Below are 26831 nucleotides of genomic sequence, written 5' to 3' on the forward strand. Positions count from 1 at the left end.
TCTTTTTACCGATGACTGTCTATTATTTGTAGTTGAATCGATCTGATAAGAAGTTAACTGCTGAGCCTATTGAAGACTGAGCATAGGTGTTAACGACTTTTCTAAAAAGTCATACCAGTTGCCACCGATAATCTGACCTGCTTCTTTATCACTAAAGCCTGTTTTTAGAAGGCCTTGATAGATGTTTTGCATGCCATCTTCGCCAGAAAACCAAGGTAGTGGGTCTGGCCAACCTGAGTTATTGGCAGAACCTTCTCCATAATCCATTTGCTTTGACCAGCGGCCATTACGCATCCATTCAAGGACAGATTGTGGTTGGTTTAAGCACAAGTCACTGCCGATGCCCAGATGTTCTACGCCGACCATATCAGCAGTTTTGGCAATCATCTGACAAAAATCTTCCAAAGTACAGTCACTACCGTTTGGTAAATGGAAGGGATAGAGACTAAAGCCAAGCAATCCGCCTTTGGCTGCTAAGGCTTTAATCACCGTATCCGATTTATTACGGAGCGCATCATGTGCAAAGGTTGGATTGGCATGACTGATACAGATTGGACGCTCAGAGATATCAATTGCTTCAAGTGTTGAAATCTCAGCACTGTGCGACATATCGATAATCATGCCCACTCGGTTCATTTCACGTATGGCTTGCTGACCAAAGCGTGTAATACCTGTGTCTTTTTGCTCATAACATCCGGTAGCCAATAGGCTTTGATTGTTATAAGTCAGCTGCATGATTAATAAGCCTTGCTGACGCATCACACTAATCAGACCAATTTCATCATCAATTGGTGAGCAGTTTTGCGCACCAAATAAAATGCCGACCTTACCCAACTCTTTTGCTTTTTTAATATCTTCAACTTGATAGACTGGCATAATCAAATCTGAATTACGCTCAAATCGATAATCCCATTCTGCAAATCTTGTTAACGTAGCACGCGCATCTTCGTGATAAACCAAAGTAGCGTGAACAGCATCAATACCACTGGCTTTGAGCATCAAAAAATAATCTCTATCCCAGTGACTGTATTGCAGACCATCGATGACAATATGTTGTTGAAACATGGTACTTCCTTGTGACCCGAAGTAAGCGCTTGATCGCTTAACGCTAACGAACACGCCAAGCCATCACAGCAGCTTACAATATATAAAACGACTTATCGTTAACTAAAAATTAATAAGTACCGAACTAATAAGCACGCTGATAAGCAGTTTTAACAATGGTGTAAAACTCTTTGGCATATTGACCTTGCTCGCGTGGACCAAAGCTAGATTGCTTACGACCACCAAATGGCACATGGTAATCCGTACCTGCTGTGGCTAGATTCACCATCACACAACCGGCTTGTACTTGCTCTTTAAACAAGGCGCTATTGCGTAAGCTTTGAGTGATAATGCCACCGGTTAGACCAAAACGAGTGTCGTTGGTTAAGGCAATGGCCTCTTCAATGTCATCACTGATGCGAATCACAGACGCCAGCGGTGCAAACACTTCTTCTTGGTTGATATCCCAGTTGTTTTCGGTGCCCAGTAATAAGGTTGGCGCCATGTAATAACCATCATGCGGCATATCTAAGCGCTGACCACCTGTAGCAATTTCGCCGCCTTGTTGCTTGGCTTTGTTAATCCAATCTAGGTTTGAGGCCAGCTGCTTATCATCGACCACAGGGCCCATGAATACGCCTTCTTCTAAGGCATGACCCACCTTTAATTGCTCAATACGCGCGGTTAATAGATCTACATATTCATCATAAATGCTGTCCATTACCAATAGACGTGATGAGGCCGTACATTTTTGACCTGCGCCTGAAAATGAACCGGCAATACTGGCATCAATGGCAATTTGTAAATCAGCATCATTGGCAATAACCAACGCATTTTTACTGCCCATCTCAAGCTGGCAACGCACAAAGTTTGGCGCTGTGGCTGCTGCCACTTTGCGGCCTGTTGGCACAGAACCGGTAAAGCTAACCGCATCAATGTCTGCAGAGTTAATGAGTGCATCACCCACTTGGCTACCACTACCTAACACTAGGTTAAATGTGCCTGCTGGCAAACCATGGCGATGGATAATTTCAGTTAACGCAACCGCACTGGCTGGCGTTAAGTTAGCAGGCTTCCAAATGACACTGTTACCAAAGGCTAATGCGGGTGCGATTTTCCAAACAGCTGTCGCGGTTGGGAAGTTCCAAGGTGAAATAATGGCAACCACACCAACCGCTTCACGAGTGACTTCAATTTTTACCCCTGGGCGCACTGAATCGGCTAAGTCGCCCATTTGACGCAATACTTCAGCGGCAAAATAATGGAAGAACTGACCTGAGCGATAAATCTCGCCACGGCCTTCAGCAAATGGCTTGCCTTCTTCACGTGATAATAAGCGGCCTAGCTCATCACAGCGGGCAATCAGCTCATCACCGATAGACTGTAAGATGGCTTGTTTACGCTCCATAGGCGTACGTTCCCACTCAGGTTGCGCACGGCGGGCGGCGGCAATGGCTTCTTCTACCAAGGCGGCATCTGCTTGCGCATAGTCACCGATGGTTTCGGTAATGTCTGATGGGTTAATGTTTGGTACTGTGTGAGTGCCGGTGCGCCATTCGCCATTAATATATAGCGCATTGGTTGTCGGTAAGTTGTCGATTGCTGAATTTGTCATAGTGCATGCATCCTTTGCTTTGCAGTTGAGTGTTAAGCTCATTGGTTATTTATGGATAAAGAAATTGTCTGTTACACCATAAAGTGACCCATGGCTTTTTTTGTTATTAAGTTTTTTTTGAATCTGATAAAGTTTTTTTGAATCTGAGTTTTAAATGGGTATGTCATTGGTTATGTAATGATCTAATCTATTAGTCTTTGTCAGTGACGCTGGCATAAACCACAAACTCGACCAGCATCTCTTCACGTGCCAGCCCTGCGACCACAACTGCAGCTCTGTTTGGAAACGGTGGCTTAAAGTATTCAGCATAAACTTGATTCACAGTCGCTAAATATTCACGTTCGGTCACATAGATAAGTACTTGAATGACAGAATCCATGTCTTCACCGGCACAAGCTAAGGTATGTTTTAGGTTTTCAAAGGTTTGACGAGTTTGAGCTTCAATGCCACCTTCTACTACCACACCACTATCATCAATCGGAATCTGTGCGGTATATAAAGTACCTTTACTAACCACTGCCCATTCTAAAGGTGCTTTAGAAGCATATAATTCTGTTTTAACAGGGGTTTTTGCTGCTTTCTGTGACATGCTGGGATCCTTCCTCTTTATTATCAGCACCTTTTTAAGGGGCACCGTCTTTATTAAAATTGTCTGACCTAAGGCTATTTCACCTAAATCTGTTTAGAATCAAGGTTAACACTGGTCGTCCTATACCACTGAGCCATACCACTACCATTGAATGAAACTTAGGTTCTTGGTTAATTGTTATATTACGTAAACAAAAATGATAAATCTAACAAATTATATTTATAAAACGATAGATTTTATCTATCAAAAATATTATGATAAGCCATAAGCACCGAGTTTAAAGCGTTAACCAACCTCCAACGCTCTAGGTTATTGTTTATTGATATTATTTAAACTTACCGTTAAAGTTATTGCACAAATTAAAAGTTATCATACATATTAAAAATACGCCCTAGTATTAAAGATCACCTACTATTAATAATTGACAATGGATCGAACCGTTGCAACTGCCCATTAAGACCAATATGAACATCAAATTACAACAATTACGCCATTTTTTATTTGTGGTAGAAGAAGGTGGCTTTCGCTCAGCGGCTGCCAAAGCAAATCGCTCTCAAGCTACTTTGTCATCCTCTATCAAAGCCTTAGAAAGGCAGCTGGGCAAATCTTTATTTGAAAGCGGAAATAATGCAGTGCTCACCACCTTTGGTAAACAGTGTTTGCCAAAAATCCAACAATTTATGGATATCTATCAAAGACTTGAATCCGAGCTACACACAGCAGCATTAGGAAAAAGTGGTAAAATTAGAATTGCCAGTGTGCCGTCTTTAGCCACTAAACTACTACCAAACGTACTGGCAGAATATTCCAAACGTTACCCTCAGGTCGAAATTAGTCTTTTGGATGATAATTCTGAAGGTGTTTGTAGCCGATTGCTAGCAGGTGACGTGGATGTCGCCTTAGGTAACCTAAGTGCGAGTATGAAAGATGAGGTGCAGTTTTATCCCTTATTAACAGATCCTATTGGTGTGGTGTGTAGTGTCCACCATCCTTTGGCTCGTCATAACTCTGGTATATTATGGCAACAGCTCAGCTGCGAGCCTTTTATTTATAACGGTACTTGTCATCTACTCGATACAACGCCTGCATATGTCTTAAATTTAAATCCCAAATATGAAGTCGGTAATATCACCTCATTATTTTCTTTAGTGAGAAATGAGTTGGGAGTGACTACTTTACCCAAGCTAGCGTTTCCAGAGTATGACGACAAGCTCGTCTGGTTACCATTAATCGACCCACCGTTGCAGCGCCAAATTGGTATTTTTAGTGTTAAAGGCAGAAGCCTATCTCCGCAAGCTGAGATATTTACTGACTTATGTATCAACTATGTCGAAAACCTTAAAAAAACTCAAACAGGTTGGAAAGATTAATGAACTCATTGAAGTCTATTTTTTTTTACCGACTTAACTAAATAGCTCTACTAATGTCTTATCTTGCTACTAACATAATATCTTGTAATGATAATAAAACTGTCAAATGGCTCGTTGAAGCTTTTGACCTCATCCACTTTACCAAATAAAAACTGATACTTATGACTGCTCACTCTACAGCGACAACTCTCCCTTCTCAGCCACCAGCATCTACGCAAGGCACGGATGAGAAAGTAACAACAAAGTCACCCTTAGATTGGCAAAGCAACCTACAGCACCGACTGCAACAAGTTCGGATAGTCATGCTTAATACTACCCTGCCTGCCAATATTGGCTCAGCAGCACGTGCTATGCTCACCATGGGCTTAACAGACCTAGTGGTCGTTGCGCCCAAGTATCCAATCGATGATGACAGTATGTCACATGCTGCCGGCGCTCAAAGCGTATTACAAAACTGCCAAATAGTGGACAGCCTTGACGAGGCTATCTCAGACTGTCAGTTGGTGTTTGCCGCTAGTAGCCGTCAGCGCCATATACCTAGACCTGTGGTGACGCCAGATCAAGCTGCGCAACTTATGTTAAGCCGACCTAACAGCCAAACTCAGACTGCCATCTTATTTGGTCGTGAAGATCGGGGTCTCACCAATGAAGAGTTAGCACTGGCCGATTACCATATCCAAATCGATGCCAATCCAGACTACCCAGTGTTAAATGTTGCATCAGCAGTACAAGTGATAACCAGCTTTATTTATAGTCGCTTTTTACAGCATTATCAGAGCCCTAACTCAGTAGCCACGCCAACAACATCACCAACTTTGGTCGAAGCTCAAGATATGGCGCTGATGCAGTTAAGCTTACGCCAAGTTTGGGACTGCCCTGCCATTAATCACCAACAAAAACTAAGCCTGCAAACCCGTATTATTGAGCTCATGTATCAATTGCAGTTGCTAGAGGACACTCAAAACGATAAGCTAAGAGATCTGCCGAGTCGATTATCTCGTCTGTTATCGCGATTGCAATTAGATCAAAAAGAGTATGAGTTATTAAGCGCTGTTATTGCCAAACTGACATTGAGACTCTAAAATGAGAGCTTAGCAGCTGTATAGATAGCTAATTTTTTATCAATATAAGCTCTTTTAAAAACTTCCTTTTGCACAACTATCGTTCCCATTTAATACTAACAATGACCATAAGATGATGCCATGAGACTCATTAAAGCCCTTAAAAAAGCCAAAGACTCATTACAAGAAGACATTGCTGCGGTATTTAACCGTGATCCTGCTGCTCGCAATAGTGCCGAGGTATTACTCACCTACCCTGGTATCCACGCCCTGATATTGCACCGAGGGGCTCATTATTTATGGAACAAAAATCATAAATTTAGTGCCCGCGCCTTGTCTTATGGCTCACGCATGATTACCGGCATCGAAATCCATCCAGCAGCGCAAATCGGCAGACGCTTCTTTATTGACCATGGCATGGGGGTTGTTATTGGCGAAACTGCCAAAATTGGCGATGACGTCACTTTGTATCATGGCGTTACTTTAGGCGGCGTCTCCCTTGGACAAGGCAAGCGCCACCCCACTTTAGAAGATGGTGTCATTGTCGGTGCTGGTGCCAAGGTATTAGGTCCATTTACAGTCGGTAAAAATGCCAAAATTGGCTCAAATGCAGTGGTTGTTAAGCCTGTACCAGCAGAAGCAACCATGGTGGGAAGTGCTGCGCGTATGATAGGAAAAGTGGTAGAAGACGTTAATTCTAAGGGTTCTGAAGGCTCTGGTGAAAAATCTACTACTGATTCAACAACAAAGCAAGACTTTTCATGCCCAGATAAAGCAACCCAGCAGTTAGATAGCCAACACTCAGGCGATACACGTCCAACTAGTGGTCATTTAAACAGTCAAAGCTTAGACAGTCAAAACTTAGACAATAAGAAGCGCAAATTAACCGAAAAAGTTGACTTCACAGCTTATGGACTCAATCCAGATTCAGAAGATCCTGTTGCAGAAGCTTTTAACAAAATACTGACTCATATTCAGCATTCTGAAAAACGCATCTATGAGTTGCAACAGGCATTAAGTAAGCTTGATCCCAGCTTTCAGCCAACAGATATAGACAGCAAAATATTATCTGCTGACGAGTTAGATATCATTAATCAATAACTATTAGTCAGAATTATGTTGTAATCTTTCAGCTGTATCACTGTCTTTATTGATAGCGATACAGCTTTTTAAAGGGTGCAGGTTTAATTAATTGAATGCAAGTCTTGTTGATGTATGTGCATAAGCCTTAACTTTGGTCAAAAGTGATAGCAGCCTTTGCTATAAAGTTCATTAAGCCCAATCCACTCATGCTCCTTAAACGGGTATCTTTCAGCAACAGCAAACACACCCTCAGTAGTCACCACCGCCAACACATCAATATCTATTAATACTTGTTGATTGCAGCTGTGCCCTATTTGTCGCTCAATAGCTTTGGTTGCTTGTACCAGTTCCTCCGTATCGATCTGCCCTACTGCTATTTTGAGCAAGCCACACTGATTGGTATAATCAGGTTTAGGATTGTTAGCGGTAGCAGTATAGTCTGGGTTAACAAAAGCATCGGACCATGTACTTTGTTGACATAGCTTGGATAGTTGATAACGAGCTTGCGCCAAGTGCTTATTGGCATTTTTATTACTGCCAAGCTCAACGATGTAACCGATAGCGTTGACAGTACGCAATTGTGCTAATGGACAAATAGCTGTAATAAAATGTGGCTTAACTATATTGTTTTCTAATGTATTGTTTATTTTGGACTTAGCAGGTATTGTGCTTTTTCTGCTTAGGCTATTTTGTTTGGTGTATATATGCTGTGTATTCACATGGCTCATAAAAGCTTATCCTAGGATACTTGAGTCCTGGTCAGGGCGTTGTTAAGATATAAATAAGCTACAAGGTAGATAAGCACCTGTACATTTTATTCATAATTAATTTTTATTCATTATTAATTTTAGTAATAAGTGCTTTTAATCATAAGTGCTTTTTGCCATTAGAGTAAGTTTTGCAAGGTTAAGGCTTGTTAAACATTTTAACCCGTCAATTTACAGAGTAGTAATTAGCAATCCTAGCCAGCCGTTCTAACTATCTGCACCGCTACCGTCTCTGCTTCATAAATGGCGGTTGGCTTAGCCACAGTCACCTTAACTTGGCTGGTACTGTATTTTGCCAAAATACCTTCAGCTATATATTCTGCCAGCCTTTCTATTAATTTGGCCTGTTGTTGCTGACACCATTGCCTAATGTCATCACACACTTCTTTATAGTTAATAGCATCCTCAATATCATCGCTTTTGCCAGCTTTGCTAATATCAGTACTCATTACCACATCGACTACCAAGGGCTGCTCTATTGCTCGCTCCCAGTCAAAGACGCCGATAACTGCTTGTACTTTCAAACCTTTGATGATGACTTTATCTACACTCATTTTATTTTGCTTCTATTTTTTGATTAGGGACAGTTATGGCTAGAATTTACTTTGCAAACGTTTTAAAACTTTACTTGGACGATTTTGCCACAAATCAATACTAAACAATACCAAGCCAATCCAAATTAAACTAAATATAATCAAGCGCTTGCTATCAAATGGCTCATGATAATAAAAAACAGCCAAACAAAAGATAATGGTCGGAGTTAAGTAATTCATAAAGCTTAATATACTATACGCCACCATTTTCGTTGATTGATTAAATAGCAATAAAGGTACCAAAGTTACCGGTCCTGCCAGCATCAAAAACCAAATGTCTGAACTCCACCAAAACGCCAACTGCGAGCTGGCAACATCTGCTTGCAAAAACCACCAAATACAAATCGGCAGTAATAAAGCAGTTTCTAAAAATAGCGCATCCAACGCTTGTAGCGGTGTTTTTCTTTGCATGACCCCATAGACGCTAAACGACAATGCTAGTACCAAAGATACTATCGGTAATTTGCCGAGCATCACCACTTGTATCAACACCGATGATAGCGCAAATGCCACAGCTAACCACTGTAATGGTCGTAACCTTTCTTTTAAAACCACCAACGACAGCATAATGCCAACTAAGGGACTAATAAAATAACCCAAACTGGCTTCTAAAATCTGATTGGCATTAACCGCCCACACATAAGTAAGCCAGTTACACCCGATGATCAAGCCCGAAACAAAAGTAACCCAAATCAAGCGAGGATTGTTTTTTAGAGTAGTCAGCCATTGCCAACGCTTGCCTATAATAAGCACCAAACTTAAACAGACAAAAGTCCAAACAATGCGATGACCGATAATCTCAACCGCATTGTATTGACCCAATTGTTTAAAATAAAACGGAAAGCTACCCCAAATAATAAAGGCGGCCAGTGCAGTTAACACCCCTTTATTGGTAGTGCGAACGACAGCAGGTTGTTGCTTTGTGTGTGCATTATTCGAGGCATCAATAGACATATCAACAAAATCCCAAATATAGTCGTATTCAAAAACAGGGTACCATCAAAGAGCAAAAATATAATTGACCATATTACCAGCAACCAACAACAATTGACCTAAAAAGTAAAGCCATCCCCAATCTGGATGGCTTGCTTGCTCAAGCATACAACCTAACTACTTTACTTTATAAAGCAGCTAAAATAGCTTTAAAAATAAAAGCTAAAACAGAAGCTAAACCGTACGGGTAGCGATCGTCATACCAATCTTGTTGGCAAGCTCTGAAAATCCAGGGAAACTAGTGTTTACCGTTTCTACTCCATTGATGGTAATGGTGTCACTAGCTCTTAAACTAGCTACCGCAAAGCTCATGGCAATACGATGATCATGGTGTGAGTAAATCTCACCACCACCAAATACCGCTGGCAGCGCACTGGTAGCATTGTCATCTTGCTCAGCTAAGCCTTTCCCTTCAATGATAATGCCATCTTCAGTTACCGTACAGTTCACCCCTAGCTGAGTTAAGCCATCAGCCATTACGGCAATACGATCTGACTCTTTGACTCGTAACTCTTTGGCTCCACTCAATACAGTTTGACCTATCGCACAGCTGGCTGCCACAAATAGTACAGGAAACTCATCAATAGCAAGCGGTACCAGATGCTCAGGAATATGAATACCAGTTAATGGCGCTGACCTAATAGTAATATCTGCGACAGGCTCACCACCGACAAAGGTTTCATTGCTTAGGCTAATATCAGCATTCATTAACTGTAAAATATCAATAATGCCCGTGCGAGTTGGATTCATACCCACTTTTGTAATGGTAATTTCACTATTTTGGGCAATACTTGCTGCTACCATAAAAAAGGCTGCGGAAGAAATATCCGCAGGCACCGCAATATCACAAGCCGTCAACTTACCGCCGCCTTCGACACTGATACGATTGCCTTCGATTTGAACCTCATAGCCAAAAGCTGACAGCATACGCTCAGTATGATCACGACTGACCTCAGGCTGAATCACTGTGGTCTTACCTGTTGCCCATAAACCTGCTAACAGCAGACATGACTTGACTTGTGCTGACGCCACAGGCATTTCATAAGTAATACCGTGCAATTGGCTACCTCGCTTATCACTACCAGTAATACTAATCGGTGCTGTACCACGCTCACCCGTTGTTTGCAAAGTAGCACCCATTTCACGTAATGGCTTGGCAACCCGCTCCATCGGACGCTTTGATAAACTAGCATCACCAGTTAACACACTATCAAACTTTTGCGCCGCCAAAATACCAGATAATAGGCGCATAGTAGTGCCTGAGTTCCCCATATATAAGGGAGTTCGGCTTGGTTTTAGCCCGTTAATACCGACACCATGAATGACCACTTCGCCATTTTCTGGACCTTCAATGGTCACGCCCATATCGCGAAATGCTTGCAAAGTCGCCAGCGCATCTTCGCCTTCCAAAAAACCACTAACTTTGGTAATACCTTCTGCTAAACTACCAAACATAATACTGCGATGCGAGATAGACTTATCACCAGGCACTTCAATGGTGCCGTTAATGGTGCGACTTGGGGTAATGATATAAGTGCTTGACACGTGCGTTGAATGAGCCATAGAGTTTTCCGTATGAGATGTTTCCGTAAGTTGCTTTGTATAGGGGGTGCTGGTAAGCATATGACCAAAATGCTTTCTAGCAGATTGAGCTCGGCCTAATAAACCCAGCAATTGAGTCGAGTCTTCTTGCTTTATTAAATAACGTAACTTAGCTAAATACTCACTGTATTCATCCAAGGCGTTGAGCAATGCTGGCTTATTGGCAATAAAAATATCATGCCACATCACAGGGTCACTGGCAGCAATACGGGTAAAATCCCGAAACCCGCCAGCGGCATAACGAAAAATATCCATATTATCATCATGACTAGCAAGCTGCTCGACTAGATTAAACGCTAATAAGTGGGGTAAATGACTGGTATAAGCCAACACTGCATCATGATGTGCCACATCCATTTTCATGATAGTTGCACCCACTGCTTGCCATAAATCACTGATTTGTAAAACCGCTTGCGGTCGAGTCGTCTTTAAGGGACATATAATCAAACTATGATTAACAAACAAATCCGCTCGGCGTGAATGAAAGCCAGACTGCTCAGCACCAGCTATCGGATGCGCAGGTACCAAGCCTGAAGGCAAGTGACCAAAAACTTGTTTGGCAGCAGTTACGACATTTTGTTTGGTGCTACACACATCACTAATAATACAATCTTCTGCTACCAAACCCTGTGTTATCGCCTGCTGTATCTCTGTAAATACACCAGTCACAGCTTTCACAGGCACCGCAACAATAATGCAATCGCTATCAACAACCACATCAGCCAATTTGGCACTGCCAGCTATGATAACTTGTGCATCAAGAGCTGCTTGAACACTTGCTGGCTGCCTATCTACTGCAACAATACGGGTAGCAAGCTGTCTATCTTTTATTGCTTGTGCTAAGCTTGCACCGATCAGGCCCAGTCCAATAATACAAACCTGTTCAAACAACATGATTAAGTTACCTATTTGATATATCTGTTTTTAGCTTAGAAGCTGTATACCCTGTATACCACAGCGTATCTTTATTTTAAAAAAATGGGGATAAAAAATTGCAAATCTTTAAAGCGATTCAAGTACATCACGTAGCGTATCAATTAACCGTGTATTGTCTTCAGGCGTGCCAACTGTTATACGTAACCAGCCTTCAAGCCCATAGCTGCGTAATGAACGCACGATGACACCTTGTTGCAACAGACCCTCATAGATGGCATCCACATCACCCACACTGGCGGCATTGACCATCACAAAGCTGGCATAAGATGGCATAAAGTCTAAACCTAAGGCGTCAAACTGTTTGCAAACCCAGCGCATCTGTCCATGATTTATTTTGTATACTTTGGCAATAAAGTCTTGATCTTCAAGTGCTGCAATCGCAGCCGATTGTGCTAGTGCATTGACATTGTATGGCAAACGTACCCGATTTAACACTTCTGCTATTTGCGAATGGCTTAATGCATAGCCAATACGCAATGACGCCAAACCATATGCTTTAGAAAAGGTGCGGACAATAATGACGTTATCAAACGCATCTAACAACGCGCTATTATCACTTTCAGGACAGTACTCTATATAGGCCTCATCCAATACCACAAGCACCTGCTCTGGTATATTGGCAACAAAATTATGTATTTGCTGTTGGGACAATAGTGTTCCAGTTGGGTTGTTGGGATTGGCTATAAATACCAAGCGCGTATTTGGCGTCTGCTTCACCGCTTCTAGCATGGCATCTAAGTCATGCGCATAACGCTTCGCTGGCACTTCAACACCTCTAGCTCCTACAATTTTTGCAAGCATTGGAAATACAAAAAATGCATATTGACTATAAATAATTGCCTCATCTGGTGCCACAAAGCTATGGGCGATGATCTGCATTAAGTCAATTGCACCATTGCCTAAAGTTATTTGGCTGCGCTTACGGTCCGTCAGCTGTGCAATGGCCAACTTTAGCTCATCACCGCGACAGTCTGGGTAGCGAGCCAAATGACCCAACTGCTCTGTAATAGCCAAGGTAACATGCGGTGAACTGCCGAGTGCATTTTCATTACTGGCAAGTTTCAACACATTATTGACATCATACTCACGCTTGAGCTCATCCACAGTTTTTCCTGCTTGATAAACATCTAGCTGGTTGATACTGTCATAAGCTGGAGAAAAAAACGTTTTTTGACTCATGGGGCTATCCTGACTAATTAAACGAAAAACAATTTTTGTTATACCGCCAAAACGATTTAATAAAATACGAGACGCTCAGCAAAAGCATCTTTAGTTAACCTTAAATTGTAAGCCTTAGGCTATAAAACCTAACAGCTCAAAGAACAAAACAACCAAAGCCTTAAATTACCGCTTGCGGATAAGAGCCTAGTACACGTAAATCACGAACCATAGGACGCATTTCATCAATGGCTGCTTGTACATTGGTATCTTCGATATGACCTTCCATATCAATAAAGAAAACATAGGCCCATTTATTTGGACGCTCTGGTCGGGTTTCAATACTGGTCATTGATACCCCATGCTTTGATAAAGGCTTTAAAATTTCAATCAATGCACCAGCCTTGTTGTGTGCAGAGACCAAAATAGAAGTTTTGTCCTGACCAGAAGGGGCAATATCTTCATGACCGATAATCAAAAACCGAGTGGTGTTGCTTGGATTGTCTTCGATATTCTCATGCAGCTTATGTAGATCATATTCAGCTGCTGCTACATCACCAGCAATGGCAGCAGAATGCCACTCATGCTGTAAGCGTCTTGCCGCCTCTCCGTTACTAGATACCTGTACACGCTCAACATTTGGATAATTAACATCCAACCAATGACGACATTGCGCCAAAGACTGTTGATGAGAATAAATGCGACTTAAACTGTCTATCTTGGTATGACGAGCAACCAGGAAGTTATGATGGATCGGTAACTCCACCTCACCAATAATCTTTAATGATGAATTTAAAAAGCCATCTAATGTATGATTAACCACACCTTCAGATGAGTTTTCAACAGGCACCACACCATACATAGCTGAGCCAGCTTCTACTTCGCGGAACACATCGGTAATGGTCGTTAACGGTACTGTGGTTGACGCCTTACCAAAGTGTTTTAATGCAGCTGCATGAGTAAAAGTACCCACTGGGCCTAAAAAGGCAATCTTTTGTGGTGCTTCTAAATCCAGACACACTGACATAATTTCACGAAACAAGCGTGCCATTTTTTCATCACTAATCGGGCTATCTGACGCCTGGTTACGCTTCATAATATTTTTTAAGACTTGCGCTTCACGCTCAGGACGATAAAAAATGGGATTACTGTCCACTTCATTTGCGTAGGTTTTTTTAAATTCACCTACCTGTTTTGCAAGTTTGGCACGATTACTGATCAGTTGTAGTAACTCACCATCAACCTGATCTATTTTTTGACGTAGCTCAACTAGCTTGTCTTCTGCAACTTCCGTGATATTTGTCTGGTTATTATTATTTGTTGATGATGTCATAAAAAAGCCTTTGAGTCATGTTATGATAAATGGATTTAATAAAATACAGCAACTGCTTGCTCAACTACGCCTATTATTTCTATGTTCTATACTTTTAGCATTGAATGCGCTTAACAGTTTATGTCATGTGCTCACTCAACTGCTCATATTAATAAACAACGTCATATTAATAAACAACGATAACAGAGTTCAACCTGATTAACTAAAGTTCAACCTGATTAACTAAAGCTCAACCTGATTAACTAAAGCTCAACTTAATTAACTAAGACTCAGTCTAATTTTAATTACTTGCTATATCACTAAGCCAACTCCAATAATGCGAGTAAATCCAATTAAGTATAGCACCCTTTTATTTGTCGCTTAAAATGAATTGAATTAAAAAGCAAGCCAGTTAGATTAATCAGCAAAAATAGCTTAAAATAGCCCAGAAAATTTAAGAGCAAGCATCCTCTTAAAAAGTCTTATTAAATAGTCTTAGCTGACTGCAATTAATAGTATAACGTTAGCACAAAATTTGAAACAATAACCCTTGATATTTTTTCATTTGTTAGTAATCAATTAGGAATACATCATGAGTGCCTTATCGCAGCTACAAACCATGACCACCATAGTCGCAGATACTGGTGATTTAAGCGCCATTGCTCGACTCAAGCCAGTTGACGCCACGACAAACCCAAGCTTAATTACCAAAGCCCTCACCCATCCTGACAAACAAGCCATGCTTGCTGACACCCTCAATCGCTATTCAAGCCATGACGATGACATGATTGATAAAGTCATTGATGACTTAACCATTCAAGTCGGCTGCGATATCTTAAAGCTAATCGAAGGCCGCGTATCGACCGAAGTGGATGCTAGATTGTCCTACGACACAGCAGCTACTATATCTAAAGCCCATGAGTTTATGGAGGCATATCAACGTGCTGGTGTCGATAAAGATCGTATCTTAATCAAAATCGCTGCCACTTGGCAGGGCATTAAAGCCGCTGAGCAACTCGAAAAAGAAGGCATTCATTGTAACCTAACCCTTATCTTTGGTCAGCATCAAGCCGTTGCCTGTGCTGAGGCTGGCGTCACCTTGATTTCACCCTTTGTCGGTCGTATTTTGGACTGGCAAAAGCGTGAGCAAAATCGTCAAAATATTCCTATTTCCGATGACATGGGCGTCCAGTCAGTAAAACGCACCTATCAATATTACAAGCAGCATGGCTACAAAACTCAAGTGATGGGTGCAAGCTTTAGAAGTGTCGATCAAATTTTGGCGCTGGCAGGTTGTGACTTATTAACCATTTCACCAGATTTACTCGATGAGCTGGCAGCACTAGAGACACCAGTGACTCAAGCCTTATCAGCCGATATGGTCAGTGATGTGATGCCCAAAGTGACCTTGACTGAAGATGAATTTAACGCCGCTTATGAGCAAGACAGCATCACCCAGCATTTATTACCCAAAGGAATCGATGGCTTTATTAATGCCCGTGATGAGCTAGCAAAAGCTTTAATACAGTTAAGCAAATAGCTAATTTTTAAGCACAAATTTGTAAGCACAAATTTGTAAGCTCAGGCTTGTAAGCTCAGGCTTGTAAACACTGACAAGCAACAAAACCTGTACATCAAAAAAACAGGCTGGCGTATTATCCGCATTAGCCTGTTTTTTATTTTTTGTATATAAACTCTGTTGCTTGTAAATTTTTAAGCTTTAAGCTTTAAACTTTAAGCTAATTGCTCAGAACTAGCCTTCTAACACAGAATACACCGGCAAAGGAAACTCACCGTGCAACTCAATCAAATCTAACAATACCAATACACCCACAACCGCATGACCTGCCTCTTCACACAAATGATAGGCTGTCTTTAAGGTGCCGCCAGTTGCCAAAATATCATCCACCAGCAACACCTTGCAGGCCTGCATATTATCTTGAATCTCTAATGTGTCATCACCGTACTCTAAGGCGTAGGACTTATTGCCAACCGGTGGTGGCAATTTGCCTGGCTTGCGCAGCAATATGATGCCTTTACCCAGCCGCCCAGCCAACAAACTGGCAAATACAAAGCCACGGGCCTCAATGGCGACCAAACAATCCACCTTATCCAATAAGCCCTCTGGCAAAGCGCCCAACATAGCATCTATCACTTCATTAACATGACTTAATAACAAAGGGGTGATGTCATAAAAATCAATACCAGGCTTAGGAAAATCTGGCACAGTTCGAATGGCTTGCCATAAAGGATGGCTTTTTTGTTTGGCCTCTGCACTTGCGGCTTGAGCTTGTAATTGTGACGGACTAGGGGTCTGCTTACTCATAATTTATTCCAACACTAATTTATTGGTAACAGCTTGTGTTTAACGATGTGTTTAACAAAAGGACATCACGCCATCACAGTTAAGCTATGATGACCTGATACGGGTATAAAACAAACATATATTTATTTTAACATATGTTGGCGACACTTTAGCCGCTTAGCTTGTTGTCATCCTAAGATATGGGTATAATCTGAACCTAAACGCACTAATTAATTTAATTTGAGATTGCATCATGAAAAAATGGGAATGTATTGTTTGCGGCTGGGTTTATGATGAGGAGCTTGGTTGTCCAGAAGAAGGCATAGCTCCGGGTACCAAATGGGAAGATGTGCCTGAGGACTGGACTTGCCCTGAATGTGGCGTCGGCAAACTTGATTTTGAGATGCTTGAGATCTAATTAAACGAATTAATTATAGATAACCCTTATGCCAAACTCTGCGCCAACACAAACACCAACAGCACATGCCGACAAGCATGACCAAACACCTGTCTCTCTACATGTTGCCCCTCTTCATAACTGGTACCCCTCCCCGCTGTCGCCCTTAATGCAGCAAGCCATCATCCCTATATCCAAAGAGATCAACCTGTGTGTTGAAGTTGGTGGCAACCCCAACAATCCACCGTTGTTACTGATTATGGGTCTTGGCTCGCAGTTGATATTTTGGCCAGAATCGCTTATCAAGCGCCTCATCGAGGCCGGCTTTTATGTCATTCGTTTTGACAATAGAGACATCGGCTTATCCAGCAAAATTAAACGTGACGACTTGCCCCACATCAACTTTTTGGGCGCCATGTTAAAAATACAATTTGGCATCGACAACTCACAAACCCAGGTCCCCTATCACTTAACCGACATGGCCGACGATGTGGCCAACTTAATGCAGGCGCTCAACTTGCGCCAAGCCCATATCCTTGGTGCCTCTATGGGCGGTATGATTGCCCAAATTTTTGCCGCCAAATACCCACATTTAGTCCATCGTTTGGCACTGATATTCTCAACCAATAACCGACCGTTACTAGAGCCGCCACACCCCAAGCAGCTTTATACCCTATTTAAACGTCCAGCCAGTTATCAAGAAGAAGACGTGGTTAATCATGGCAAATGGTTTATCAAAACCGTCGGCACACCTGGGCACATCAATGAAGATCTGGTTGCCAACTTATCACGTTTGCGTTATCAGCGCTGCTTTTATCCTGCTGGCACCATCCAACAGCTGACCGCCATCTTAATGACCGGCTCCATTCAGCATTATAGCAAGGCCATTTCTGCCCCGACCTTAATTATGCATGGCAGTAAAGATGGGTTATTACCACCATCACATGGTAAAGCAGTTGCACGCGACATCCCCAATGCCACATTCATTTTGATTAAAGGCATGGCACACGACTTGCCCGAGTACTTTCAGCCCTTTATCGTCCAGCAATTAAAGCAGCATATGCTTAGCTAAACCAACAGCTAATTCATCATTGAACATTCAACCAACATTCAAAACTAGGCTAAGCTAACTAAACTAAACTAAACCAGCTAAGATAACGAAAAAACTCGCTTCCGTCTTACGCTTTCATCTTACTTTACCGAGGTTTTGTTAATTATCTCATTTAGCACCCACACCGGCTTGCTCTCCCCAGTTTGTGGATTGGTGACTGCCTCTTGGCGCACATCTAACAAGTAGCGGTATCCTGGCTCATAGTCAAAGCCCTGAATATCAGTGGTTAGCGTATTAAAATGCTTTTGGAAAGGCTGACGAAATTGAATACATTCCGTCCTCACCATAGCGCCATCGGTACCAGCAATATCGCAAGATACTTTAAACGCGCTCACTTCAATCTTAAACGACGGAATATTAATCACTTGTACCGCTTGCACTGCCTGTTTGCTGCCAGCTTTTATTGTGTTGCCATCATTTAACCCAAGCGCGGCTGTGGTACAAGCGGTTAATGCAGCCGAAGCCAACACCATAGAAGACAGTAAGCACTTCATAAACACCCCTTAACTGATTGAATTAATTGCGTCTATTATAAATACTCTATCTACTGACTTTCTATGATTGTTTTGTAAAACTAAATAGTTTTCAATTATTAATTAGTTTAAATTAATTGTATCTTGACTTTTAAAGCGCTTATTTAGCAGAAATAGCGCTAATACAGACGTCATCCTGATAATCCTGCTGCCCCAAGCAACTGACACGGCTATCACAGCAGCCAGCACTAACCGAGCTGTGGTAGCCAAAGCCTTCTTTATCACAATAAAAGCCATTAACTACGATAATCTGCATTGATACTGACATATTCATGCGATAAATCACAGGTATAGACTGTATCTGTCGCCTCACCCATACCTAAATCAATATGGATGGTAATTTCAGGACGACTCATCACAGCTTGACCTTGCGCTTCACTATAACTGGGGTCTAATTGACCACGGGTACAGATTGCAACATCATCCAATTTAACACTGACCAAGTTGGCATCGAGATGCTCAGCTCCTGAATACCCGACAGCGGCTATGATACGTCCCCAGTTTGGATCACTGGCAAAAAATGCAGTTTTTACTAAGGGTGAATGTGCCACAGCATAGGCCACATCACAGCAGTCTGCAACCGTTTTACCGCCTGTCACTTTGACCGTAATAAACTTAGTTGCGCCTTCGCCATCGCGCACAATCAAGGTCGCAAGGCGTAAGAAAACTTGCTGTAATGCCAAAAATACCGGCTCATAGTCAGGATGATCGGCTGAGTCAATCAGTTGCTCATTATGCGCACCAGTAGCTATTAATACACAGCAATCATTGGTTGAGGTATCGCCATCAATGGTGATGCGGTTAAAGGATTGATTGGTCAGCTCAACCAACATCTGCTGTAATAGCGGCTGCGCAATGGGCGCATCGGTGGCAACAAAACCCAGCATGGTCGCCATATTCGGGCGGATCATGCCTGCGCCTTTAGAGATACCGGTCACATGATATACCCTTCCATCATCTAGATTAACCTGAGTGCTATCTACTTTAGGCACCGTATCAGTTGTGCGAATGGCGTTGGCAGCTGTCGCCCAATTATCAGCACCTAAGTTTTGTAAGCACGCATCTAGTCCAGTGACAATGGCATCACGGTTGATCACCTCACCAATCACACCAGTAGAAAATGGCAATACTTGATAGGCTGCCACCTGCGCTTTATCAGCCAATGCCTGACAGGTTTGCAGCGCCCGTTGATAGCCGTCATCACCAGTTGCTGCATTGGCATTACCGGTATTGATGAGTAAATAATGCGGTGTCTGCTTTTGCTCAGTTTGCTGTTGTAATTTGTCTAAATGCTCACGCACCACCAAAACTGGCGCAGCACAGCATTGATTACTGGTGGTGACACAGGCCACGCTTGCTTTATCAGCAATCCGAAAAACCACCAAGTCGTCACGATCTTTATAGCGCACACCGGCAGCAGTAATACCGATATCTACCCCGTCAATAGGGTAAATTATCTTAGGGGGGGCAATGTTTCCTACTGGCATAATTATCCTTAATCTTTTTTTTGTTTATGGTGTCTGTTAGCTTTGTAGTGCCTGTTAGTTTTATTATATAAGCTGAGGCAGTGATGCTTATTGCGACGCAAATAATATAGCAACACTGGATTGTTTAAAATCCAGGCTTACTTAAAATTAAAGGTAGCCCAAATTGGCGCATGATCTGACGGCTTTTCCATTGCTCGCAGCTTATAGCTGATACCCGCATCGACACATTTATCCTTGATGTCTGCACTGCATAAAATATGGTCAATACGTAGTCCACGCTTTGGATCATCATTAAAGCCGCGACTGCGATAGTCAAACCAGCTAAACAGCTCATTGCTATCTGGATACAACAAACGGTAGGTATCAAACAAATCTCGACTCATCAAGTCAGCATACCACTCACGCTCTTCAGGTAAAAAGGATGTTTTGCCCTGACTTAACCAGCGCTTGGCATTTTTTTCACCAATACCAATATCCGTATCTTCTGGCGCCACGTTCATATCGCCCATAATAATTAGCGTACGACCTTCGGTATTTAACTCATCAATATAATCATTAAGCGAGGCGTAATATTCACGCTTCATGGGAAATTTAGTTTCATGCTTACGATTTTCGCCTTGTGGAAAGTAACCATTTAGCACATCCACCTCTTTGTTATCAAACACATAGCGGGCATGAATAAAGCGCTTTTGCGCATCTTCTGGCTCACCTGGAAAACCTTTTTGTACAAAAATAGGCGCCTGTTTAGACACTAAGGCCACGCCATAATGTGCTTTTTGTCCGAAATACTCCACATGGTAGCCCAGCGATTCCACATTTTCTAAGGGAAACTGCTCATCATGCACTTTGGTTTCTTGTAGTCCCATCACATCTGGATTAATCACCTCTTTTACCGCTTCTAACTGATGCTGACGGGCTCTGATTCCATTGATATTAAAGCTAACAAAACGAGTCATAAAACAATTTATCCTAAATTTTATGTATTGAATTCTATAAAAATTACCCTAAGGCAATAAACGAGTGACTGTCCACTTGCTATGCTCTACTGCCGAATTGTTGGCCACTTCACTTGCTGCATCTGTCGCATCCTTTAGACGATACAACAGTCGATCATGCAAACGATTGGGTCTGCCTTGCCAAAACTCAATCTCAACCGCCTCAATCTGATATCCACCCCAAAAATCAGGAGTTGGCACTTGGCTGCCTTCAGGATACTGCTGCTTCAACTGTGCAAACTTAGCATCCATCACCTCACGACTGGCAACCTCACCACTTTGTGGCTCACTGACCCAAGCACCGATTTGGCTTTCATAAGGACGCTTGTGAAAGTAGGCATCTGTTGTGGCTCTATCAACTTTGCGAATATGTCCGCGCAGTCTGACTTGGCGCTGCATCTCATGCCAAAAAAACAGGGCTTCAGCATTTGGGTTTTGTTCAATATCCTCACCCTTATGGCTTAGGTAGTTGGTATAAAACACCAACCCTTCATCATTGATTTCACGCACTAAGACCGCTCTCACCCCTGGCATACTATCATTGCCACAAGTAGCTAAGCTCACCGCATACGGCTCAGGCGCACCATGTTCAGTGGCTTCTTGAATCCATTGTTCAAGTAACTGCAATGGGTTGTCGAACAACATGGGCTCTGATAATATGCCTTTTTCATACGACAAGCGTTCATCACTAAAGTCCATAATCTGCCCCTTTTTTAATAAGTTAATAAGTTTGGTAGGTTTTGCTAAAAGTTTTGTTGTAAATCTTGAGCATTTTTTGTAAATCTTGAACGATAAAGTTAAGCCATCACTTTTTTAACCAAGTCTGCCAACTGCTGCGCCAACGCATCACACTGCTGCTTGTCATCTAGCTCAACCATCACTCGGATTAACGGCTCAGTACCAGATTTACGAATTAAAATCCGACCTCTGCCCTCGATTTGCTTTTCAGCATCAGCAAATGCTTGCGCCAGCTCTGGAAAATCGTAAGGATCTTGCATCTGCTCTAAGCGTACGTTAACTAAGCATTGTGGCAATAAGCTAAAGCCTTCAGTTAATTGACTTAACGACTTTTTAGTCTGTGCCATCACTGCCAATACTTGCAGACCTGCGATAATAGCATCACCAGTACGACTTTTATCCAAGCAAAGAATATGACCTGACGGCTCACCACCCAAAATCCAGCCTTTGGCCTCCAAGCCTTGCATCACATATCTATCACCTACTTTGGCACGCTCTAAGGCAATGCCTTGTTTTTGTAGTGCAAGTTGCAGTCCCATATTGGTCATTTGAGTGCCTACCACTCCAACAGCTTTGGTTTCTGCTTTGGTGGCTAAGATATACAAAATACCATCACCATCGACCAATTTACCAGTTTCATCAACCATAATAATACGGTCGCCATCACCATCTAACGCAATCCCTACATCCGCCTTGTGTGTAACCACGGCTTGCTGAATGGTTTCTGGATGAGTGGAGCCACAGTTGTCATTGATATTAATACCATCTGGTTTGTTATGGATGGCAATGACTTCAGCACCCAGCTCACGCAATACGCGTGGGCCAACGCTATAACCTGAACCATTGGCACAGTCAATAACGATTTTTAAGTTGGATAAATCAAACTGATAGGGAAAGCTGCCTTTACAAAATTCGATATAACGCCCTTTGGCATCATTAATGCGAAAGTGCTTACCTAACTGTGCTGGATCTTCTAAGGTATAGTCCGCATGACCCTCTACAACGTCATCAAGCTTGGTATTAATCGCCCCTTGCATCGTATCGCTTAGCTTACGACCATCAGCGGCAAAAAACTTAATGCCATTGTCATAATAAGGGTTGTGTGAGGCTGAGATAACCACACCGGCATCGGCATGGAAACTGCGGGTTAAATGAGCAATGGCAGGTGTCGGCAAAGGTCCTATCATATGCACATCAACGCCAGCTGAGTTAAAGCCTGCTTGCAAGGCCGCTTCGATGACATAACCTGATAATCGGGTGTCTTTACCAATAACCACACTCGGTTTTTTATTGCTATTTTTGTTTTGTTCTACCAAAACTTGCCCGGTGACATAACCTAACTTTAAAACAAAATCAGGGGTAATTGGAAATTTACCAAAAAGACCACGAATGCCATCTGTGCCAAAATAACTCATAAATACCTCAATGTCTCATCTTAATTATTTATAAAAGAAAATTGTGCAGCAGTAAACTCACCACCAAAATAACCGCCCAGTGTAAAAAAAATTAAACACTGCTTATAAGGCTTATGTTACCACAAGGCACCACTTTGACTGTGATATTTTTTAATTTGACATTAAAAACTAAGTCAAACTTTTGGTTTATTGCATGAAAAAAGACCAAAAGACAATGTCGTCTTTCGGTCTTTTAGGCTACCTGTCTGCTGCTTTTCAGTCTAACTGCTAACTGCTAATTAAAACAGATTAAGACAAATTTAGACAGAAAAATTAGCTGACACGCAAATTAGCTAATGCGCCCAATTAGCTGATACGATAGTTTGGCGCTTCTTTGGTAATCTGCACGTCATGCACATGCGACTCTTTCATACCAGCCGAAGTCACTTTAATAAACTCAGGCTTAGTACGCATCTCATCAATGGTCGCACAACCAGTATAACCCATTGATGAACGTAAACCACCAACCAACTGATTAACGATGCCACTCACTGGACCTTTATAAGGTACACGCCCTTCAATACCTTCTGGTACTAGCTTCTCAATACCATCTTTGGCATCTTGAAAATAGCGGTCAGATGATCCGTTAGAGCCTGACATTGCGCCCAAGCTCCCCATACCACGATAAGCCTTATAGTAACGACCTTGGAATAGCTCAACCTCACCTGGCGCTTCTTCTGTACCCGCTAGCAATGAGCCCACCATAATGCACGAAGCACCAGCAACAATAGCTTTGGCCATATCACCTGAGTAGCGAATACCACCATCAGCAATAAGTGGGATACTATCCTTTAGTGCAGAAGCAACATTATCAATAGCTGAAATCTGTGGCACACCGACACCAGCAATAATACGGGTAGTACAAATTGAGCCTGGGCCAATACCTACTTTAACGGCGTTGGCACCCGCATCACGTAAAGCTAATGCAGCATCAGCAGTGGCTATGTTACCACCAATAACTTGAATGTGAGGGAAGTTCTTTTTAACCCAGCTTACTTTATCTAACACACCTTGTGAATGACCATGTGCTGTATCTACTACAATTACATCCACTTCAGCTTCAACCAAAGCCTCAACACGAGCTTGGGTATCTGGACCTGTACCAACAGCAGCACCAACACGCAAACGACCTTGGGAATCTTTACAGGCATTAGGGTTGTTTTCTGCTTTATTAAAGTCATTGACAGTGATCATACCTTTTAAACCAAAGTTATCATCAACCACTAAGACTTTTTCAATACGGTGCTCATGCAATAGCTTTTTGATGTTTTCATTGCATTCACCTTCTTTAACTGTGACCAGTTTTTCTTGAGGGGTCATCACGTTTTTTACTGGCTGATCATGATTGGTCTCAAAACGTACATCACGATGAGTAACAATACCAACTACTTGACCACTACTTGGCTCAACCACGGGCACACCTGATATATTGTTTTCATGGGTGATGCGTAATAGTTCACCAACACTGATATCTGGGGTAACCGTAATAGGATCTACTACTGTACCTGCTTCGAATTTTTTTACACGGCGCACTTGCATAGCCTGACGAGCAATGTCCATATTTTTATGTACAATACCCATACCACCAAGCTGAGCTATCGTAATGGCCATCTCTGATTCTGTCACTGTATCCATGGCAGCAGAGATAATAGGCAAGTTTAAAGAAATATCTTCTGTTAATCGTGTCGTTAATGACGCAGATTTTGGAAGCACATTAGAATATGCTGGTAGGAGCAACACGTCATCAAAAGTTAGGGCATCATCTACGATTCGCAACATACAAACCTCTTGCTTGGCTAGAAAAATTAGCAACGTATTATAGCAAATATTTTGTTATTGTGAGTAATTGATTGTTATCTGTAACAACATAGTTAGTATAAAAATCAAGTGCAATGTTTCAATTCGTTGCAATATTTAAGACTACGCCTTAACTTCAACTTCCAAATTTTACTATAATCGCCCACATCTCAACTTATTACAATCCTGTCTCTAACTGATACGGCGCCAAGTCGTTCCACTTTTACCATCTTCTAGCTCAATACCAGCTTTTTGCAACTCATCACGTATCTCATCAGCACGTGCAAAGTCTTTATTGCCCCGCGCATCCAAGCGCTGCTGAATCAGATCATCAATTTGGGCATCAGAGAGCTGACCTTCTATCACTTTACCAACTTGAGCTTGTAAAAACTGAGCTGGGTCTAATTGACCAATATTTAACACGCCAGCCAAAGCTTTTAACTTAACAGCCAGTGACAATAGAGGAGCATGATCTGCTTGCTCACCAACTCCACGTGCCAGCTTGTTAATCTCTTTGCTTAGGCTAAATAAAACACTGATGGCTTGTGGTGTATTAAAGTCATCATTCATCGCAGCAATAAAGTCTGCTGTGTGCGTTCCTTCTATATCGAGCAAGTCAGCATTTGTCACATCTAACGCTGAGCCCAATACAGATTCTGCTACCTTTAATGCCTGATAAATACGGCTTAACCCAGCATGAGCTTCTTTTAATGCACTATCAGAGAAATTAACTTGACTGCGATAATGGCTAGATAAAATGAAGAAGCGAATGGTCTCAGGGTGAAATTTTTCCATTACCTCACGAATTGTAAAAAAATTGCCCAAGGATTTTGACATCTTTTCACCATCGACATTAATGAAGCCGACATGCATCCAATTATTGGCATAAGTACAGCCTGTTGCTGCTTCTGATTGTGCAATTTCGTTTTCATGATGTGGGAACTGTAAGTCGTGGCCACCGCCATGAATATCAAAGCTATTTCCTAAGCACTTGGTCGCCATTGCAGAGCATTCGATGTGCCAACCAGGACGACCACCACCCCAATTCGATGGCCACTGAGGCTCCCCTGCTTTTGCAGCCTTCCACAGCACAAAGTCAAACGGGTTTTTCTTATCCGTATCGACATCAATACGTGAGCCAGCTTGTAGATCTGCCAATTTACGCTTTGATAATTTGCCATAGTCGGCAAAGGTTTCTACTGCGTAATAAACATCCCCATTATTGCCCGCATAAGCATGATCTTTTTGCTCTAAGGTTGCGATCATATCTAGCATTTCATCAATATGCTCTGTGGCGCGTGGCTCAACATCAGGCGCCATACAGCCCAAGGCATCAGCATCTTCATGCATGGCTTGCGTAAAACGCTTGGTCAACTCACTGATGGTTTCGCCATTTTCATTGGCACGGGCAATAATTTTGTCATCAATATCAGTAATATTACGCACATAATTGACCTCATAGCCAATATGACGTAACCAACGAGCCACCACATCAAAGGCCACCATGACCCGCGCATGACCAATATGACAATAATCATAAACCGTCATTCCACAGACATACATGCCGATTTTTCCGGCGTGTAACGGTTCAAGCACCCGCTTATTGGTCGTCATTGAGTCGTATATTTTCAAAGTCGGTTGGCTATCAGCAAATTGCTTCGCCATAAAATCAGGTGTTGCTAATATTCTGGTCTGTAATGACATATTTAAAACCCTAAATTAAAAAACTATAAAAAACAAAAGAAAAAATAATAAAAGCACCCCCTAGCCAGCCTACTAGGGCGTTTACTTTCAGTCTGGCTGTGCATAGTCTTATGGTTAAATACTAAATTAAACTTAAAACACTAAATTAAACTTAAAACACTAAATTAAACTTAAAACACTAAATTAA

Annotated in this window: 24 protein-coding genes; 6 read left to right on the plus strand and 18 right to left on the minus strand. The window is 42.1% G+C overall.

Features of this window, described 5'->3' with window-relative positions; all coding sequences use genetic code 11:
- Window positions 1–66: 66 nt before the first annotated feature.
- The 3 genes from H140_RS0107140 to H140_RS0107150 all read right to left on the minus strand — a co-directional run bounded on the left by H140_RS0107140 (window position 67) and on the right by H140_RS0107150 (window position 3248).
- Window positions 67–1065, minus strand: coding sequence for a membrane dipeptidase (locus H140_RS0107140; RefSeq protein WP_019672977.1), 999 nt, complete (start codon window positions 1063–1065; stop codon window positions 67–69).
- Between the two features lie 124 nt (window positions 1066–1189).
- Window positions 1190–2659 carry an aldehyde dehydrogenase family protein gene (locus tag H140_RS0107145; protein WP_019672978.1) on the minus strand — a complete coding sequence of 490 codons (1470 nt, stop codon included), beginning with the start codon at window positions 2657–2659 and terminating at the stop codon, window positions 1190–1192.
- A 190-nt stretch (window positions 2660–2849) separates the two neighbouring features.
- Window positions 2850–3248 carry a RidA family protein gene (locus tag H140_RS0107150; RefSeq protein WP_019672979.1) on the minus strand — a complete coding sequence of 133 codons (399 nt, stop codon included), beginning with the start codon at window positions 3246–3248 and terminating at the stop codon, window positions 2850–2852.
- A gap of 464 nt (window positions 3249–3712) precedes the next feature.
- Between H140_RS0107150 and H140_RS0107155 the strand changes: the two genes are divergently transcribed.
- The 3 genes from H140_RS0107155 (at window position 3713) to cysE (ending at window position 6780) form a co-directional block, all read left to right on the plus strand.
- Window positions 3713–4618 carry a LysR family transcriptional regulator gene (locus tag H140_RS0107155; RefSeq protein ID WP_019672980.1) on the plus strand — a complete coding sequence of 302 codons (906 nt, stop codon included), beginning with the start codon at window positions 3713–3715 and terminating at the stop codon, window positions 4616–4618.
- 161 nt (window positions 4619–4779) lie between these two features.
- Window positions 4780–5700, plus strand: a complete 921-nt coding sequence (locus H140_RS0107160) for an RNA methyltransferase (RefSeq protein WP_019672981.1) — start codon at window positions 4780–4782, stop codon at window positions 5698–5700.
- Window positions 5701–5820: 120 nt separating this feature from the next.
- Window positions 5821–6780 (plus strand): serine O-acetyltransferase, encoded by a 960-nt coding sequence (gene cysE, locus H140_RS0107165; protein ID WP_019672982.1) that lies wholly within the window; start codon window positions 5821–5823, stop codon window positions 6778–6780.
- Window positions 6781–6917: 137 nt separating this feature from the next.
- Here cysE and H140_RS0107170 read toward each other — a convergent pair whose 3' ends face one another.
- The 6 genes from H140_RS0107170 to pheA form a co-directional block, all read right to left on the minus strand.
- On the minus strand, window positions 6918–7490 hold the full coding sequence (locus H140_RS0107170) for a 2-amino-4-hydroxy-6-hydroxymethyldihydropteridine diphosphokinase (protein WP_019672983.1): 573 nt from the start codon (window positions 7488–7490) through the stop codon (window positions 6918–6920).
- 233 nt (window positions 7491–7723) lie between these two features.
- Complete coding sequence (gene folB, locus H140_RS0107175) at window positions 7724–8083, minus strand: dihydroneopterin aldolase (RefSeq protein WP_019672984.1); 360 nt, start codon at window positions 8081–8083, stop codon at window positions 7724–7726.
- Between the two features lie 39 nt (window positions 8084–8122).
- Window positions 8123–9076, minus strand: coding sequence for an EamA family transporter RarD (gene rarD / locus H140_RS0107180; RefSeq protein ID WP_019672985.1), 954 nt, complete (start codon window positions 9074–9076; stop codon window positions 8123–8125).
- Window positions 9077–9289: 213 nt separating this feature from the next.
- Window positions 9290–11611, minus strand: a complete 2322-nt coding sequence (locus H140_RS0107190; RefSeq protein WP_019672987.1) for a bifunctional prephenate dehydrogenase/3-phosphoshikimate 1-carboxyvinyltransferase — start codon at window positions 11609–11611, stop codon at window positions 9290–9292.
- Window positions 11612–11719: 108 nt separating this feature from the next.
- Window positions 11720–12832 (minus strand): histidinol-phosphate transaminase, encoded by a 1113-nt coding sequence (gene hisC, locus H140_RS0107195; protein ID WP_019672988.1) that lies wholly within the window; start codon window positions 12830–12832, stop codon window positions 11720–11722.
- Between the two features lie 160 nt (window positions 12833–12992).
- Window positions 12993–14144 carry a prephenate dehydratase gene (gene pheA / locus H140_RS0107200; protein ID WP_019672989.1) on the minus strand — a complete coding sequence of 384 codons (1152 nt, stop codon included), beginning with the start codon at window positions 14142–14144 and terminating at the stop codon, window positions 12993–12995.
- Between the two features lie 571 nt (window positions 14145–14715).
- On the opposite strand from pheA, the gene H140_RS0107205 reads away from it, so the two are divergent.
- The gene (locus tag H140_RS0107205) at window positions 14716–15663 is read left to right on the plus strand and encodes a transaldolase (protein ID WP_019672990.1); all 948 of its coding nucleotides are present in this window, start codon (window positions 14716–14718) and stop codon (window positions 15661–15663) included.
- A 213-nt stretch (window positions 15664–15876) separates the two neighbouring features.
- Here the strand turns inward: H140_RS0107205 and H140_RS0107210 are convergent, their stop codons facing one another.
- Window positions 15877–16449 (minus strand): adenine phosphoribosyltransferase, encoded by a 573-nt coding sequence (locus H140_RS0107210; protein WP_019672991.1) that lies wholly within the window; start codon window positions 16447–16449, stop codon window positions 15877–15879.
- 232 nt (window positions 16450–16681) lie between these two features.
- Here H140_RS0107210 and H140_RS0107215 point away from each other — a divergent pair, with 232 nt between their 5' ends.
- Window positions 16682–16846, plus strand: coding sequence for a rubredoxin (locus tag H140_RS0107215; RefSeq protein WP_019672992.1), 165 nt, complete (start codon window positions 16682–16684; stop codon window positions 16844–16846).
- Between the two features lie 148 nt (window positions 16847–16994).
- Window positions 16995–17897, plus strand: a complete 903-nt coding sequence (locus H140_RS0107220; protein WP_227672962.1) for an alpha/beta fold hydrolase — start codon at window positions 16995–16997, stop codon at window positions 17895–17897.
- 119 nt (window positions 17898–18016) lie between these two features.
- Here the strand turns inward: H140_RS0107220 and H140_RS0107225 are convergent, their stop codons facing one another.
- The 8 genes from H140_RS0107225 to cysS all read right to left on the minus strand — a co-directional run bounded on the left by H140_RS0107225 (window position 18017) and on the right by cysS (window position 26605).
- Window positions 18017–18430 carry a DUF4377 domain-containing protein gene (locus tag H140_RS0107225; protein ID WP_019672994.1) on the minus strand — a complete coding sequence of 138 codons (414 nt, stop codon included), beginning with the start codon at window positions 18428–18430 and terminating at the stop codon, window positions 18017–18019.
- Between the two features lie 139 nt (window positions 18431–18569).
- Window positions 18570–18725 (minus strand): hypothetical protein, encoded by a 156-nt coding sequence (locus H140_RS15875; protein WP_208596154.1) that lies wholly within the window; start codon window positions 18723–18725, stop codon window positions 18570–18572.
- Complete coding sequence (argJ, locus tag H140_RS0107235; RefSeq protein ID WP_019672996.1) at window positions 18706–19956, minus strand: bifunctional glutamate N-acetyltransferase/amino-acid acetyltransferase ArgJ; 1251 nt, start codon at window positions 19954–19956, stop codon at window positions 18706–18708. The genes H140_RS15875 and argJ overlap by 20 nt, the downstream gene beginning before the upstream one ends.
- A 137-nt stretch (window positions 19957–20093) precedes the next feature.
- Window positions 20094–20912, minus strand: coding sequence for an exodeoxyribonuclease III (gene xthA / locus H140_RS0107240; RefSeq protein ID WP_019672997.1), 819 nt, complete (start codon window positions 20910–20912; stop codon window positions 20094–20096).
- 48 nt (window positions 20913–20960) lie between these two features.
- On the minus strand, window positions 20961–21650 hold the full coding sequence (gene pdxH / locus H140_RS0107245; protein ID WP_019672998.1) for a pyridoxamine 5'-phosphate oxidase: 690 nt from the start codon (window positions 21648–21650) through the stop codon (window positions 20961–20963).
- Window positions 21651–21748: 98 nt separating this feature from the next.
- The gene (gene glmM / locus H140_RS0107250) at window positions 21749–23104 is read right to left on the minus strand and encodes a phosphoglucosamine mutase (RefSeq protein WP_019672999.1); all 1356 of its coding nucleotides are present in this window, start codon (window positions 23102–23104) and stop codon (window positions 21749–21751) included.
- Window positions 23105–23449: 345 nt separating this feature from the next.
- Window positions 23450–24922, minus strand: a complete 1473-nt coding sequence (guaB, locus tag H140_RS0107255) for an IMP dehydrogenase (protein ID WP_019673000.1) — start codon at window positions 24920–24922, stop codon at window positions 23450–23452.
- 210 nt (window positions 24923–25132) lie between these two features.
- Window positions 25133–26605, minus strand: a complete 1473-nt coding sequence (gene cysS / locus H140_RS0107260) for a cysteine--tRNA ligase (protein ID WP_026348923.1) — start codon at window positions 26603–26605, stop codon at window positions 25133–25135.
- Between the last annotated feature and the right edge of the window lie 226 nt (window positions 26606–26831).

This window comes from Psychrobacter lutiphocae DSM 21542 (genome assembly GCF_000382145.1).
GTDB classification, from domain to species: Bacteria; Pseudomonadota; Gammaproteobacteria; order Pseudomonadales; family Moraxellaceae; genus Psychrobacter; species Psychrobacter lutiphocae.

What these genes read in the sequence shown, in the direction of transcription:
- glmM (WP_019672999.1), bottom strand. Translation starts at nt 23,104, where the DNA reads ATGAGTTATTTTGGCACAGATGGCATTCGTGGTCTTTTTGGTAAATTT.
- H140_RS0107225 (WP_019672994.1), bottom strand. Translation starts at nt 18,430, where the DNA reads ATGAAGTGCTTACTGTCTTCTATGGTGTTGGCTTCGGCTGCATTAACC.
- guaB (WP_019673000.1), bottom strand. Translation starts at nt 24,922, where the DNA reads ATGTTGCGAATCGTAGATGATGCCCTAACTTTTGATGACGTGTTGCTC.
- H140_RS0107145 (WP_019672978.1), bottom strand. Translation starts at nt 2,659, where the DNA reads ATGACAAATTCAGCAATCGACAACTTACCGACAACCAATGCGCTATAT.
- H140_RS0107160 (WP_019672981.1), top strand. Translation starts at nt 4,780, where the DNA reads ATGACTGCTCACTCTACAGCGACAACTCTCCCTTCTCAGCCACCAGCA.
- H140_RS0107150 (WP_019672979.1), bottom strand. Translation starts at nt 3,248, where the DNA reads ATGTCACAGAAAGCAGCAAAAACCCCTGTTAAAACAGAATTATATGCT.
- H140_RS0107220 (WP_227672962.1), top strand. Translation starts at nt 16,995, where the DNA reads ATGCAGCAAGCCATCATCCCTATATCCAAAGAGATCAACCTGTGTGTT.
- cysS (WP_026348923.1), bottom strand. Translation starts at nt 26,605, where the DNA reads ATGGCGAAGCAATTTGCTGATAGCCAACCGACTTTGAAAATATACGAC.
- H140_RS0107210 (WP_019672991.1), bottom strand. Translation starts at nt 16,449, where the DNA reads ATGAGTAAGCAGACCCCTAGTCCGTCACAATTACAAGCTCAAGCCGCA.
- cysE (WP_019672982.1), top strand. Translation starts at nt 5,821, where the DNA reads ATGAGACTCATTAAAGCCCTTAAAAAAGCCAAAGACTCATTACAAGAA.
- H140_RS0107170 (WP_019672983.1), bottom strand. Translation starts at nt 7,490, where the DNA reads ATGAGCCATGTGAATACACAGCATATATACACCAAACAAAATAGCCTA.
- folB (WP_019672984.1), bottom strand. Translation starts at nt 8,083, where the DNA reads ATGAGTGTAGATAAAGTCATCATCAAAGGTTTGAAAGTACAAGCAGTT.
- H140_RS0107205 (WP_019672990.1), top strand. Translation starts at nt 14,716, where the DNA reads ATGAGTGCCTTATCGCAGCTACAAACCATGACCACCATAGTCGCAGAT.
- H140_RS15875 (WP_208596154.1), bottom strand. Translation starts at nt 18,725, where the DNA reads ATGCAGATTATCGTAGTTAATGGCTTTTATTGTGATAAAGAAGGCTTT.
- H140_RS0107140 (WP_019672977.1), bottom strand. Translation starts at nt 1,065, where the DNA reads ATGTTTCAACAACATATTGTCATCGATGGTCTGCAATACAGTCACTGG.
- H140_RS0107215 (WP_019672992.1), top strand. Translation starts at nt 16,682, where the DNA reads ATGAAAAAATGGGAATGTATTGTTTGCGGCTGGGTTTATGATGAGGAG.
- rarD (WP_019672985.1), bottom strand. Translation starts at nt 9,076, where the DNA reads ATGTCTATTGATGCCTCGAATAATGCACACACAAAGCAACAACCTGCT.
- argJ (WP_019672996.1), bottom strand. Translation starts at nt 19,956, where the DNA reads ATGCCAGTAGGAAACATTGCCCCCCCTAAGATAATTTACCCTATTGAC.
- hisC (WP_019672988.1), bottom strand. Translation starts at nt 12,832, where the DNA reads ATGAGTCAAAAAACGTTTTTTTCTCCAGCTTATGACAGTATCAACCAG.
- xthA (WP_019672997.1), bottom strand. Translation starts at nt 20,912, where the DNA reads ATGACTCGTTTTGTTAGCTTTAATATCAATGGAATCAGAGCCCGTCAG.
- pdxH (WP_019672998.1), bottom strand. Translation starts at nt 21,650, where the DNA reads ATGGACTTTAGTGATGAACGCTTGTCGTATGAAAAAGGCATATTATCA.
- H140_RS0107155 (WP_019672980.1), top strand. Translation starts at nt 3,713, where the DNA reads ATGAACATCAAATTACAACAATTACGCCATTTTTTATTTGTGGTAGAA.
- H140_RS0107190 (WP_019672987.1), bottom strand. Translation starts at nt 11,611, where the DNA reads ATGTTGTTTGAACAGGTTTGTATTATTGGACTGGGCCTGATCGGTGCA.
- pheA (WP_019672989.1), bottom strand. Translation starts at nt 14,144, where the DNA reads ATGACATCATCAACAAATAATAATAACCAGACAAATATCACGGAAGTT.